The organism is Spiroplasma alleghenense (assembly GCF_003363775.1).
In the GTDB taxonomy this organism is placed as follows: Bacteria; Bacillota_I; Bacilli_A; order Mycoplasmatales; family Mycoplasmataceae; genus Spiroplasma_B; species Spiroplasma_B alleghenense.
Map to the genome: position 1 here is coordinate 1071299 of NZ_CP031376.1, position 13996 is coordinate 1085294.

General features: G+C 25.8%; 12 protein-coding genes. 6 read left to right on the top strand and 6 right to left on the bottom strand.

Annotation, left to right across the window (positions count from 1 at the left end; genetic code table 4):
- Window positions 1–118: 118 nt before the first annotated feature.
- The 3 genes from cas9 to SALLE_RS04875 all read right to left on the bottom strand — a co-directional run bounded on the left by cas9 (window position 119) and on the right by SALLE_RS04875 (window position 5762).
- Window positions 119–3349, bottom strand: coding sequence for a type II CRISPR RNA-guided endonuclease Cas9 (gene cas9 / locus SALLE_RS04865; protein WP_115558502.1), 3231 nt, complete (start codon window positions 3347–3349; stop codon window positions 119–121).
- A 239-nt stretch (window positions 3350–3588) separates the two neighbouring features.
- Complete coding sequence (locus tag SALLE_RS04870; RefSeq protein ID WP_115558503.1) at window positions 3589–5388, bottom strand: DUF262 domain-containing protein; 1800 nt, start codon at window positions 5386–5388, stop codon at window positions 3589–3591.
- Window positions 5389–5405: 17 nt separating this feature from the next.
- Entirely contained in the window at window positions 5406–5762 is a 357-nt protein-coding gene (locus SALLE_RS04875) for a hypothetical protein (RefSeq protein ID WP_115558504.1), read from the bottom strand.
- A gap of 239 nt (window positions 5763–6001) precedes the next feature.
- On the opposite strand from SALLE_RS04875, the gene SALLE_RS04880 reads away from it, so the two are divergent.
- Both SALLE_RS04880 and SALLE_RS06065 read left to right on the top strand, forming a co-directional pair.
- Window positions 6002–6367, top strand: coding sequence for a helix-turn-helix domain-containing protein (locus SALLE_RS04880; RefSeq protein ID WP_115557738.1), 366 nt, complete (start codon window positions 6002–6004; stop codon window positions 6365–6367).
- 29 nt (window positions 6368–6396) lie between these two features.
- Window positions 6397–7224 (top strand): IS3 family transposase, encoded by an 828-nt coding sequence (locus tag SALLE_RS06065; RefSeq protein ID WP_245886023.1) that lies wholly within the window; start codon window positions 6397–6399, stop codon window positions 7222–7224.
- On the opposite strand, the gene SALLE_RS04890 is transcribed toward SALLE_RS06065, so the two are convergent.
- The 3 genes from SALLE_RS04890 to SALLE_RS04900 all read right to left on the bottom strand — a co-directional run bounded on the left by SALLE_RS04890 (window position 7219) and on the right by SALLE_RS04900 (window position 9623).
- A complete protein-coding gene (locus tag SALLE_RS04890; RefSeq protein WP_115558505.1) occupies window positions 7219–7431 on the bottom strand; it encodes a hypothetical protein in 213 nt (70 codons plus the stop codon). The genes SALLE_RS06065 and SALLE_RS04890 overlap by 6 nt on opposite strands.
- The gene (locus tag SALLE_RS04895; RefSeq protein ID WP_115558506.1) at window positions 7403–8446 is read right to left on the bottom strand and encodes an Eco57I restriction-modification methylase domain-containing protein; all 1044 of its coding nucleotides are present in this window, start codon (window positions 8444–8446) and stop codon (window positions 7403–7405) included. The genes SALLE_RS04890 and SALLE_RS04895 overlap by 29 nt, the downstream gene beginning before the upstream one ends.
- 301 nt (window positions 8447–8747) lie before the next feature.
- Window positions 8748–9623: a DUF4357 domain-containing protein gene (locus SALLE_RS04900; protein WP_115558507.1), complete on the bottom strand. Its 876-nt coding sequence runs from the start codon at window positions 9621–9623 to the stop codon at window positions 8748–8750.
- 259 nt (window positions 9624–9882) lie between these two features.
- Here SALLE_RS04900 and SALLE_RS04905 point away from each other — a divergent pair, with 259 nt between their 5' ends.
- From SALLE_RS04905 to SALLE_RS04920, 4 genes are all read left to right on the top strand, one after another.
- A complete protein-coding gene (locus SALLE_RS04905) occupies window positions 9883–10269 on the top strand; it encodes a restriction endonuclease PLD domain-containing protein (protein WP_115558508.1) in 387 nt (128 codons plus the stop codon).
- 98 nt (window positions 10270–10367) lie between these two features.
- Complete coding sequence (locus SALLE_RS04910) at window positions 10368–11333, top strand: Dam family site-specific DNA-(adenine-N6)-methyltransferase (protein ID WP_115558509.1); 966 nt, start codon at window positions 10368–10370, stop codon at window positions 11331–11333.
- The gene (locus SALLE_RS04915) at window positions 11311–12330 is read left to right on the top strand and encodes a DNA adenine methylase (RefSeq protein WP_115558510.1); all 1020 of its coding nucleotides are present in this window, start codon (window positions 11311–11313) and stop codon (window positions 12328–12330) included. Before SALLE_RS04910 ends, SALLE_RS04915 begins: the two co-directional genes overlap by 23 nt.
- A 1-nt stretch (window position 12331) precedes the next feature.
- Complete coding sequence (locus tag SALLE_RS04920; protein ID WP_115558511.1) at window positions 12332–13720, top strand: HNH endonuclease; 1389 nt, start codon at window positions 12332–12334, stop codon at window positions 13718–13720.
- Window positions 13721–13996: the final 276 nt, after the last annotated feature.

Sequence of the window (13996 nt, forward strand, 5' to 3'; positions counted from 1 at the left end):
ATAAAAAAAAGAGGGTCGAAACCCTCACTTACGGCATTTAAGCCTTATATACGGTAGTCTTGTAAAATTGTGTTGTGCTAAAACTATGTATACATAATTATTATAGCAAACACCAAAATTAAGTCAAGATTTTTATTTTATTTTTAATAATATTTGAAGTAACTTTTTTAAAATCTTTAATCTTTGATACTGATTTAATCATTCTCTTTTCTTCAATCTGTGATAATTTTTTGAATTCAATTAAATTAGTTGATTGAACAAAACCAACAACATATAAATTATTGTTATTTTCACCATCATATTTAAATTTAACTTCATCATATTTATTTAATTCAAATACTTTTTCAAAAGTGTCACTTATTTTTAATTTTTCCTTGGATTTTTGGTAAGCAACCGGATCAATAGTGATTTGATCCTCTTGCATTTTGGAAATTAATAAGGAATTAATTGCTAAAATTTTATAAACATCTAAGGTTTTGCTATATCAAACATCAAGTCTTAATCAATTTTTACCATCTAAAAGGACTCTTTTTTTATCAGCTGAAATATTTTTGTACTTGTGAGAAATATCAAATATTTCATCTAATTTGATTGGACTCTTATCTCGATATCTTAGGAAGCTTATTTTTGGAGGATTATCCTCATTAGATTGTTTTGTTATACTTTCCCCCAATTCATTTTTAGCAAAAATGAATGCATTTCTGGATTTTCCGCTTTCTTTATCAATTGAGTATTCATTTCAAATACTTTGTAAAAAATTAAAAGTTTTTGGGTCAGAGTCTTTCATTAATACCTGATTAGATTCTTCATTAAATAATTTAGATATTGTTTTTCATTTTTTAGAGTCGTCGGTATAAATATCTATTTTATTAATTTTGAAGAAGTTGTCCCCGATTTTTTTAGCAGAATAAATTGTTTCATCTGATATTTTCATATTATTTTTTTGCTTAACTTTTCTGGTAAATTTGTAATTATCAAATTTTGAAATATTATCTCCAACTTGAGCCCATTTTTTGTAGAATTCAGTTTGATCAAAATCTAGGTCCAATTTTTCTTCTTCAGTTTTAGTATTAATCAAATCAAATAGTTTTTTGTTTTTGTACTTAAATTCTGCAGCCAGAGAAATCATAATCGCATCTTCGGCATGATGTTTATTTTGCTCACGAATTTTATTTGGAATTCTAAAATAATTTTTACGCAATTGGTGAGTAAATCCTCCATTAATTGTTTTAACTTGAATATCTAAATCATTGGTTTTGATATAGTTTTCAATATATTTTTTGACCTCTAATGTTGCGTAACGAGTGTCTACTAAATTTCTTTGAATGAATCCTTGTTGTGTTTTAAATGAATTGATGTCCTCTTCAAATAATAAATAATTGATTTTTTTAAATAATTGTTTTCGATTTGGGAATCGCGTATCATTTTGTTTATAAATGCGATTAACTCCTTCTAAGTATTCTTTTCAAGCAACCTGACCCTTATCATTAATAATATATTGATATGGGGTTCTATTTTTCTTGCTTTGGTTTTCTGAGTTTAATACTAATACTTTATTGCTTCGTGAATTATCAAATGAAATTGATACTGGAATAATGTGGTCTATTTCACAATAATTGTAATCTGACATAAGTCTTGTAATATCAATCTTTTCTCCACTATAAATACAGTTTCCATCTTGTTCTAAGTAATAAGACATTTTTTCTTGAAATTTAAAGTTATCAATTCCACTAGTATTTACTTTAGCGATTTCTTTCTTCATTTCAGTTCCTAAAGCTTCGTTTTGCTTTTGAATTTTGTTAATGAATTGTCTTTGTTCAGCTGAATTTTTTTCACGCGCCATTTCAATTACAATATTTTTTATTTCTAAATCTTTTAGTTTTTGAATTTCTTTAATTACTTTTAATGATTGAATTAAAGATCTTTTCACAACTGGGGAAATATACATTTCATTAATTGATTTTCTTAAAACTGGAATAGTTTGTGTTTTACTAAAGTTTTTATGGTAATCGGGTTGACGGCCTTGCTCGGTTAGAATTTGCATACTATTTTTATTGGTATCTCACATTTCTGCAATTACTTCATTCATAGTTTTAAAACTTAAAGCATGAGTTCCGCTATTTTTAACATAACTTAAAACTTCACAAATTCTTAAACTTAAAAAATCATAATTTAATTTTTGTAGTTGTTCTAGTCTGCTTGCATAGTCTTGATACTTAGTTAGTATTGTCAATATTTCATCAATTTTATCTTTATTTTTAAAAGCAATTCAATCAATTGGTAAATTATTATTTCTCATTATGTCTTTAATTTTATTAATACCTTTAAATTCAGTAAAAATGGCCTTATTATTTTTATCAATTCTAAATCCAGAAATATCTTCAGGATTAACTTGGATAAATTTAGCAATTCTATCTAATTTTAGGTTTCAAGTTTTTGGTGATTCAATACATTTAATGATTAAATCTCTTTTTTCAATATTTGTAATACCTTCTTCTCTGTTTAGAATTTTTAAGTTATTTAAATCATTTAAGGTATTAAAAATATATGCAGTTAATGATTCTTTAGGTGCTCGCGGTTGAGTTTTATCATAGGTATCATTTCCTGCAAGACGATCAAAAAATTCTTCATCCCCATTTCAGCCCCAAGGACTTAAAGTACCAGTTTTTTGATTTTCCAATCCTGGACCAGTAAAGTAATCTCTTTTACGAGTGAATATTTTAATAAAGTCATTTATAAAATCTTCGTTAATTGAACCAAAATCCTTTTGCTTATTTAAAATTTCTTTTAGTTCAGCGAGTAATTCTTCGTTTGTAAATCTGATGCTATCATCTTTAACTCCGATTAATTTTCCATTCGCTTCATGAAACTCCTTCATTATTAATGATGGTTCGGTTACTTCCTTTCTTTCAGAAATATCAACGTTTTCTAAATTTTTACTTGCACTTTCCTCAATTATTTCATCTTCTCAAGAAAAAATCCCTCTTTTTTTAACTGCATGATATAAAATTGCTGCTATTTCATAATTAGTTAAAAGTTCTTTTTTTCCTTTTAATTTCAGATTAAAAATCATTTCTTGAGGAATGTTGGCTTGAAAATCATCATTACTTTTAATCAAATTATTTTTAATCATCAAATTAATTAAATCGGATTTACGTAAATTTCTTCTTCTTAATCTTCTTCGCGAACTTCTCTTAATTCTACGATCTGCTCCACTTGTGCCACTACCGGTTTGACCAGCTTCTTCAAAAAGACTAACTCCTGCATCGATAATATTTAATTCTTCATCCGTAATCGCTCATCCCACAGAGGCAATTCCAATATCTAACCCTATATTTACTTTTTTCATATTTTAACTCCATTCCCAATTATTATATTACTTTTATAATAAAATTAAAGTAATTATTATAGGCCGGAATAGAATTAATATTTTTACCTCATTAAAAGTTAGTTACTTACTTTTAATGAAAATTAATTTTTTAGCAATTATTTAGATGCATTAAAAATATTTTAATCTTAAAAATTAAATATAAAATCAACCCTTTTTTGGAAACCATCTTAGGTCTCCTAAAGGTTGATTTTACTATTTTATTTATTATATATTTTTCTATTTTCTCTGTTTTCAATTGATTTTTTAAATCTGTTAAAAATTTTATCAATTTGATTTAAAATAAATTTCTCTCAATTTTTTTCTAAATCACCCAGATTTTTAACGCTGTTAAATTCATTATTAATTTTAAATGAACTTGTCCTAATTATATTTATTTTAGTTTCAAAAATTTTATCTGCTGCCTCTTTGTTTTGTTCTGGGGATAAAATCGTTAAATTGGATAGTTTATTGACATGGAATTTTACTATTTTAACATTATTATCTTCCAAAAATTTTTTTCATTCATCATTTTCTGAAAAACTTTGAGGAATAATATGCTCAACTGTTGTAGATCTATAAAAATCCAAACTATCTATTTTCATAGAATCGCTCATATCATTATTTATAATTGTAAACAAATATTTAGATCTACTGAAATCTGTAAAAGCGACTTTTATGTGTTCGGTAAATTCTGCATTATCAACTTCTCTTAAATTATTATTCAATTTATTATTTTCACTAATAGTCTCACTTATTGCTGAACAAATTATGTCGGGCAATTTTTGTTTTTTATTTTTTTCTAATGCTGATATTTTAATTAAGATATTGATAAAAAATTTTCTTTCTTGAGCTGTTATTCCAATTACTTTTCGTTTATAAATATAGGTATTTACAAACGAAAGAACTAAGTCAAAAAAACTGATTCTTATTTCTCCGCTTATTAGTTTATCTGATAAATACATTAAAAATGAGTTAGCAGCATCCACATTCAAGAACTTGTACTCGGCAAGATGCAAGTCTCAATTTTTTTTATTGACAATTGCAACTAATTTATCGGCAAAAAATTCAGAAAGCCTTTTGTTTGTTTTTATAGAAGAATAGATGTCGAAATAGCGCACAATTTCATCTATAAATGATATAACACCCTTCGTCTTATCTTTAAAACCTTCTAGCTTCGAGTTTAAAATTAATTTAAAACCTTTGTGAATTTCGTAAGCCTTATCAGCTACAACTTTACATGAAATCATAGACACATAATCTCTGAAAAATTTATCTAAATCTACATTCGAATCGTTTTTAAATTTTCTTTCCCACTTAAGTCTGTGAATCTTTTCTTGTTTTTTTTCATCTTCTATATTCATAAAAATGGAGTTTACGATTAAATCGTAATTTTTAAGTGGTTCATTTTTGGAGTTAAAAGATTCAAATAGGTTATTTGGGTCTATTTTAAGATTCGCTAAATCAATATTAAAAAGATTGATATCTAAAATTTTTTTTGCAAAATCAAATAAAGTTGATGCTTCAAATTTATCTAAAGATTCACCTATTATTTTATATGCTTTGGAAATAGAATACTTTTGATCTTCCAAATCAAGATCATAATTATCCATTATTTTTTCCAAAATTATTCTGTCTCTATAAGACTTTAGTTTTACTACAAGTTCATTATTTTCTTTATTAAATAGACAGCTCTCTATTTTACTAATAATTTCGTTTACTTGGGTTGAGCTATCCATTTCATTAAACTTCAAAATTAATTTATTTAAAATTAAGGAAATTGTGACGATTCTCTGTTGACCATCAACTACGATTAATTCTTTATTTTTTCTATGACAAAATATAACGCCTATAAAAAATTCTCCCCCCGGCTCCGTATCATTGATATCGTTAATCAATTGATTTACTTGCTTAGTTCAAGAGTAACTTCTTTGATATGGTGGTATCTTGAAAGTTGTCTTTCCGTCATTTTCTAAAAAATCTTTTATTGTTTGAAGTTGTATAGAACTGTTATTGGCCATTTTTACCTCTTTTTATTTTAATATTCATTAAAATAATTATAATACTTTTTTAGGCATTTTTCCAAATTTTCAGACTTTATTAAATAAAAATTTGAAATTCCATTTATATGATTGTTCAGCTCGTTCATTTTTTGCTCATCGTAATATTCTCCATCACAAATATAAAATACTACAAAGTTCTTTTCACAAGGGTACGGACTTTTTGCGGATTGCATTGAAAAAATTACATCATTTTTTTGATTATCCTGGGCTCCGCCTGATTCTTTTGTGTACTTATGAAATACATAAAAATCAGTTTTTAAATCCTTGTAATTAAATTTAAAGTCCATAGATTTTGATTTTTTTCTGATAGAATCGGGCAAATCTTCTCCCATTCTGACTTCTTGTTCGGAAATATAAACCGAATTCTTTTTACTCCCATTTGGTAAATTAACCGCATCTCTAACTCCATCTATGTTCTTAATAAATTCAAAAGCTGTTTTTTCGTAAAGATTTTGCTTTGTTGGATCTTTAATAAAAAAGGCCTTTAAGTACGGATGAATATAATCTCTTATGTATAGAGGTAGAATAAAAAAATTATTCTAGTAAACTCTTTGCATAGGAGGTTTTTTAAATGGCCAATTTAAAAGGAAATAAAAGTCACATGACTTCTTTTGATAAAAAGTTAGAAATCGCGCATGATTGATTGCAAAATCAACAAAGTTGAAAAAAATTAGCAGCTAAATACAATGTCTCATACTCGGCAGCTCGAAAATGAGCTTTGGGATACGAGCAGTTTGGGGAAGAGTATTTAAAGAGAATATCATCTAGAAAAGGACAAACTGCAGGTATTAGTAGAATTGGAGCGCCGTCTAAGCGAGATAAATTAAGTTATGAATTACATCGTTTGAAAAAGAAAAATAAGGAACTTGAAATGGAAAACGAATTTCTAAAGAAGTTCAATCAATACCTGGAGGATTTAGAAAAAAACAACAAATAAAATATCAGTCAATTGACACTCAGAGAAAATTATGACCGGTATCTTTTATCTGCAAAATTTTAAAAACAACTCAATCAAGCTATTATCGCTGAGTTAAAAATAATCGACCAAACTTTAATTACAAAATTGATCAAGAACTTTTAGATTTAATTGAAAGTATTTTTCAACAATACAAAGAAATTTATGGATATCCAAGGATAAGAATTGTTTTAAAAAACCAATATAATATTTCTGTTTCAGGCAAAAAAGTATATCGTTATATGCAAGAATTAGGGATAAAATCCAAGACAAGAATCAAAAAGAAACGCAAACCAAAAGAAGTAAAAATTTTAAAAAACAGAAAACACGAAAATATTGTAAATCGAAAATGAAATAAATATAGTAAGGGCGAACTTTTTGTAACCGATGTTTCTTTTTTGCCATTTTCAAATAACAGATTTGCCTATCTTAGTATTTTGAAAGACGTGAGCACTGGGTTTATTGTTGGATATGATGTTTCTTTAAGGAATGACAACAAAATCTATTTAAAAACATTGAAAATGGCTGAGAGTTATTTTGATTTTGATAAAAATATAATAATCCATTCTGATAACGGATTTCAATATACCAGTGACGCTGTTGAAATATATTGTAGTAAAAATAATATAAAAATTTCGCTGAGCAGGCCCGGTAATTCCGTTGATAACGCTGTTGCTGAGTCCTTTTTCGCTTGCTATAAAACAGAGTGGTTTAGGAAAAATTTTAAAACCTACTCAGAGGTGTATAATAATTTCATAGACTACATTAATTTTTATAACTTTAATAGAGTCATGATTAAGCACGAAAAAACTCCATGACAAGCATGGAGTACCTTATAGAATAAAAAAACTTATTCTATACTTGACAGAATAAGTTCACTTTAAGTACGGACTTTTTTCTATTTCTTTGAATACGTCACTCTCGTCAAAGTTAAATTTTTCACAAAATTTTTTAATTTTTTCTTTTTCGCTTTTTCCATTTACATTAAATTTTTCTAAATTGTTCTGTAGTCAAATTTTATGAATGTAATTGTAATTCGGTCCCATTTATATCTCCTATTATAACTTTTTGATAAGCGATTTCAATTATTGCTCTAGCGATTTTAAAATCAAGTCTTCTTCTTCTAGAATTATTTTTATCATTACCTTTAAATGGTGTTAATAAAACATCTCTTGTCTGTTCTCTATAATTATTAAGCAAACTGTTTGAGCAATCTATCATTTTTTCAATTGATTTATCATCCAAATTAGAAAGTTTTTTACTATTAATAATTGTAATCGCTCTTGAAGAAACTTTAATATTTGAAAGATTATAGTTCAAATCCGATTTATTTAAAAATTTTATTTTTTCATTTGGATTTGTTGAATCAACGCCCTTAATTGCAATTCTTCCTTTAATGTCATTAAATCTTAAATCAAATAAATTAATATTCTTTGCTAAAGGGTTCATTTCAAGCAATTTGCTAAGTTTGCCGATTTTATCATTATTTTTATATATTACACAATCTTGTTTTTTCGAACCATCAAAACACACTATACAAATAGGAACTTCGGTATCTGCAAATGGGTTGGGCTCAATTATTACTATCTTACTTATAAATTCCTTTGAAAATTTTGAATTAATAAATGTTTCTGGAACAATTGCTACACCAGGTATTTTTAAATCTATCATTGTTTCCAAAGCAATTAGATAAAGGTCAACATGCATTGAATTATTAAAGTATTTTTTATAAGTATCATTAAATCCATTTCTTTTGCAACTATTTTTAGCAAGATAAGGAGGGTTTGTTATAATAAAAGTTTTATCTGGACTATTTAAAGGTATTTGTTTTAAACTGTCATTTATTTCCCAAGATAATTCTTTATCTATGTCGAATCCTTTGTATTCAAATTCTTTATTGGGAATTTTACTATTTATTGCATCAAAAAGGTCTCCATTTCCAGCAAATGGATCTAAGATTAAATTCCTTGATAATATATTTTTATTTATAAATGAAAGAACAGGTCTAGTAATTCAGCTATTTTTAACAGTAAAGTACTGTCCCAACTCGTTTTTTTTCATATCTTTTGTCCTCGAAACTCTTTAAATATAATTATAGTTTATTATTTTTAAACTATTTTATCAATACTTAAATAAATTATTTACAATATTATTCATAAATACTAAATATTGGAATAATAAAAAATAGAGTTCAATTCATTAGGACTAGGTATTTTTGAAGTTTTTAATAACGAATTGCAATATTATCACGAATATTTTCTACCATTTTGTTTGTATCAATAAAATTATTCATATTCTAATATTTATTTTATCTTTAATTATTATGAAAAATAAAACTAGTAAATTATAACTATTTATAATATTAAGATTTGGTTTTTGACTTTCTTAATACATCAATTTTTCGGCCATCTTCTAATTGGAATCTTACTCAACCATTTGAAGAAACTCCGGTAATAAAGCAGGCCGCTGACGAAGGTGATTCAAAAAACAAATCCTCGGTTAGAACAAATCTATCATTATTTTCCTCAAATCTAGCTAACTTTAAACTTTTAATTGGTGCGTATCTATTATTATTAGGTTCATAAATGACCGAACCAGAAGGTACAATAACCGAATAATTACTTTTTATTAATTTTGCTTTAGTTAGGTTTCCGTTTCAGTTAATAGAAATATCTAAATAATCTTCTTCTGTATTTTCACCAGCATTGTAAATTTCAATATTTTCATTTTTTTTGAAAAAATTGTTATCAAGAATTGATATTAAATATAATAGATTTTCAAAAATAATATTATTCATATACAGTTCCTGTGGGTGAATTTTTGATGCTTCTATTTTGGTCTGAACATTTAGAAGTTTAATTCCATCATAAATTTGATTCTTAATTTTATTAATAAATAAATTTTCAAAATAAAGTCTCTGTTGACTAGTAAATTTATTTGAATAATCTGTTGAGAAAATTACAATTATTTCTGTATGTTCTTTTAATTTATCGTGAGTTTTGATTCTTTTTAGAAAATCATCTGTTTCCCCAACATAATAACTCAAAAATCCATCAATCGTTTCTTCTTTAAAAATATAAAGAGAAGGATTATTCAAATCTTCTCCGAAAATAAGTTCAGCTTTTTTAATATCAGAATTATTAAATTTTAAAATTTTTATGGATGAGCTTTGCATTATTATTGCTTCAATATCTATATCAAATTTAAATATTTCTATTTTTTCTACTTTATTGTTCATGTTTTACCTCTATTTAAATTTTTAAATATTGTTTAGAATAAAAATTATTATATTATACAGTATCATCAATTTTTTCCTCATAAAATGCAGTCTTTAAAATATATTTTATTCTTCATTGCTTAAATACTCTATTTAATAATTATATCTTATTATTATAATTTAGAATAGGACTACATTAAATTATGGCTAATTAAGAATAAATTAATATATAAAAAAATATATTTAAATACTATATCATTATATTATAAGAGGATTTATTATGATATTTACAGACCTACAACATAAAGAATTAATTAAGACATTTAGAGAACTTATTTTGAAAAGCCATACCATCAAGATAATTTCCCCCTTTATCACTAAACAAGCCTTTAATATCTTCAATGATGAATTTGATAGTTTTTTTGAAAATAAGGGAAAACTACAGATTCTAACCACAACTTATAATAAAGATGGTAGTGGCTTTCATTACCAGGATCTAACACAAATTAATAAAATGGGTGATACTCAAATAAAAGTTCAAGTAATTACCAATCAAGCCCCAATTCATATGAAGGTTTATGTCTTTGAAACTCACCAAGGAGTATTTGTGATATCTGGTTCTAGTAATATGACTTCAAAAGGTCTTAGCTATGGGGAGGAACTTTAACTGTTCTAAAATCTTTCATTATAATTCGTATTAAATCAAAATTTATCTATATTTTGTTTATGATATAATCTAATTTATTAGCTAAATTAGGAGAAAATATGGATAAGTATATAAAAAGTCCCATTAATTATACGGGCAATAAATTTCGTATTCTTGATCAAATTTTTGAAAAACTTCCCAAAAATAAGCATAAATTTATAGATTTATTTTGTGGAGGCGCGACTGTAGGGATTAACTCAAATTATGACGAGGTAATATTTATTGATAAAAATCCATACATAATAAATTTATTAAGTACACTAGCAAATAATGATATAAATAAAATAATTAATAAAATAAAGTCTATTATTCAAGAGTATAATTTATCTTACTCTGCAGAAATGGGATATAAATACTATTCTCTTCAAAAAAGTGAAATCGATAATAACGGATTGAAGTTTTTTAATAAGCAAGGGTATTATAAGTTAAGAGAAGATTATAATAGTACGAAAAACAAAAACTCATTTGATTCAAATTTGAAACTATATTTGTTAATAATTTACGGATTTAATAATGATATTAGATTTAATAATAGCGGTGGATTTAATTTACCGGTAGGCAAAACCGATTTTAATAAAAATAACTTAAAAAAGATTACCGAATTTAACCTTAGGGCAAAGGGCAAAAAATTTATTTTCATGCAAGGTAGTTTTGAAGATGAAGAAATTGAACAATTAGTATTTGCTGATAGCTTTGTTTATATGGACCCTCCCTATTTAATTACTACGGCCTTTTATAATGAAAATAAGGGTTGAAACCTTGAAGAGGAAAAAAAATTACTAAGTTTTATGGATAAATTAATTAAAAATGAAACTCCATTCGCCCTCTCAAATATTATTTCCAGGGACAACGCTATAAACCAACCGCTTTTTGATTGAATTAAAGGTAATCAGGAACTAATTGAAATTCACGAGATAAACATTAATTACTCTAGTGCTAGTTACAATAAACTGGTTAGATATTCAAAGGATAAAGAAATTTTACTGATTGGAGGTTTAAAAAATGGGTTTAAAAATAGAAAATAGACGATACATTGGCAGCAAGAGGAAACTTGTTGAAGAGATATATGCTATTTCTCAAAAATATTTTGGAAATAAAAAAATCTCTTTTTCAGACGTATTCGCCGGAACTGGAATTGTGGCAAAGTACTTTTTTGACAGAGGACATGATGTAATAGTTAATGATTTGCTAAAATCAAATTTTATAGCTTATTCAGCTTGAATTTCAAATGAAGATTATGATTATAAAAAAATTGAAAAATTACTTGAAAAATTTAATAGCTTTGATGCATCAATTTTAAAACCCAATTATTTTTCAGATACATATGGGGATAAATATTTTTCAGTAAATGATGCAAAAAAAATCGGCTATATTCGAGATAAAATAGAGGAAATGAAAAATAGTTTGACATTTAGGGAATACTGCATTTTATTGTCTTCGCTAATGTATACAACCGATAAAATTGCTAATACTGTTGGACACTTTGAACATTTTTTGTCTCAAAAACCCGTATACAAAAACTTCACCTTGGATAAACTCGATTTATCAGAACCAAGCTGAAACAAGGCTCTTATTTTTAACGAAGATTCAAACAAACTTGTAAAAAAAATTGAAAGCGATGTAATTTACATAGATCCCCCTTATAATGCAAGACAGTATGTTAATTTTTATCATGTTTTAGAGAATCTTGTGAATTGAGATAAACCAAATGAATTTGAAGGCAGCTCAATGAAGTTTAAAAGAAACCATTTAAAAAGTGAGTACTCGCGTTCTAAGGCTGTATATTTTTTCGAGGAACTAATAAACAATATCAAAGCAAAATTAATTATAGTTTCTTACAATAATACATATAATGCTAAAAGCAGCGCTTCAAACAATAAAATTAAAGAATCAGAAATGATTAATATTTTGAAGAAAAAAGGTAAATTAACAGTTAAAGAGTTTGAGCATCCCTTTTTCAACTCAGGGACAACAAACTTCAATAATCACTTAGAAAAAATTTATATTTGCGAGGTAAATTAATATGAATGAATTAATACAATATTGTAACAAAATAACTAATGACGAATTACTAAATAAAAGGTATACAAGCTCAAGTGAAAAAGAAGGATTTTATATAGGTAAATTTTATAGTTTTATTAATACAAATTACCGCAACTTAATGTCTTTTGGAAAGGCATTTAGAGAATTCGAATCAGTTGAAGGGATTGATAGATTAAAATGGCCGAAGAAAGAAAAATCTAATCAAGAAATTCACAAGCAATATAAAAATCCTATGGTTTGAACTCGCCTGTTCGAAGGCAATCAAAACACCTTTAAAAAAACTCTTAAAGGAGATTTATTTAAGCAGGTATGGGATTCAAATTTTAGTAATGACGAAAAATGAATCTTAGCGCTTTTACTTTTGCTGGACTCAAACTTGCAGAACAAGTATCAATATTTTAAGTCCTTTTATGAAGAATTTTTGAACTTAGTAAGCTGATTAAATTTAGATAGAGAAATAATTTTCATAGAAATAAGGGAATTATTTATGAGCAGCAATTTTGAAAAAGATATACTTGCTAGCGATTTGTTTATCCTAAACACATTTTATAAAGATAAGGATTTTCTTAAGATATTTTTTAATTCTACAAGTGCTGAAAAAGAAGAGTTTAAAAATCATATATTTAAAAATTTTTCAAAGAAAGATTCGAAGCAATGTTTTATTTCAAATAAATTTTTCTCAACAAAGTTTCATATCAATTCTATAAAAGATGAATTAAAAATTCTCTATTACTCAAACTTAATATCTTTGGAATTATTAAAAAATAACGAAGATATTAAGTTTGACTTTATAAGCGAATACTGTAGAAATTTTAATTTGAATGACTTAAAGATGCTAAATTTTATTAAAGAGAATTTATTTACTATCAAAACAATTTTGAAAAATGGTTTTTCAAATTCTTCAAAATTTGAAAAAGAAGAAGAAGCAATTTGCGATTTAAAATCATTGGTTCTAGGTGATGATGAACCCCAAGAAAAAGAAGTATTTGCAACTTACATTAATCTAAGATCACCTAGTAAAAGATTTGAAAAGTTGAAACCATTTGTTCGAAAATTAAATAACTATAAATGTTTTTTTGAGAATATTAATAAATGTTGATATTTCCCAGAAAAAAAAGAAGGTAATAATTACGTCGAGATTCATCATTTAATACCGAGAGAATTTTCAGGAAATTTTGGGTACTCAATTGAAGTTGCCGCAAATTATGTTTCTCTATGCCCAAATTGTCACAGGATGCTTCATATCGGAAAATCGGATTTTAAGAAAGAATATATAAAGTTACTTTACCTTGACAGAAAAAATCGTCTAAAAAAATGTAAATTAGATATTTCACTAACCGAACTGGAAGATCTATATTTTATAAATTAGGTGTTTTTATTATAAAAAACCGTCATGTTTTATTTACAAACAATTATTAATTTCGTAGGTAATAGCTTCTTTATAAAATTTTGCTATCAGTAAAGAACTCAAATTAATGTAAATAAATTTAAATTGTAAAATTCTAATTTAATATATAATAATATGGATTAAAACAAAAAGCTTATATGGTAAGTAGAAAATCAATCTTAAGTAGAATGAACCCTGATTAATATGCAAAAAGTTTATTGAAATTTTTCAATAAACTTTTTATTTTTCTTAAATCTT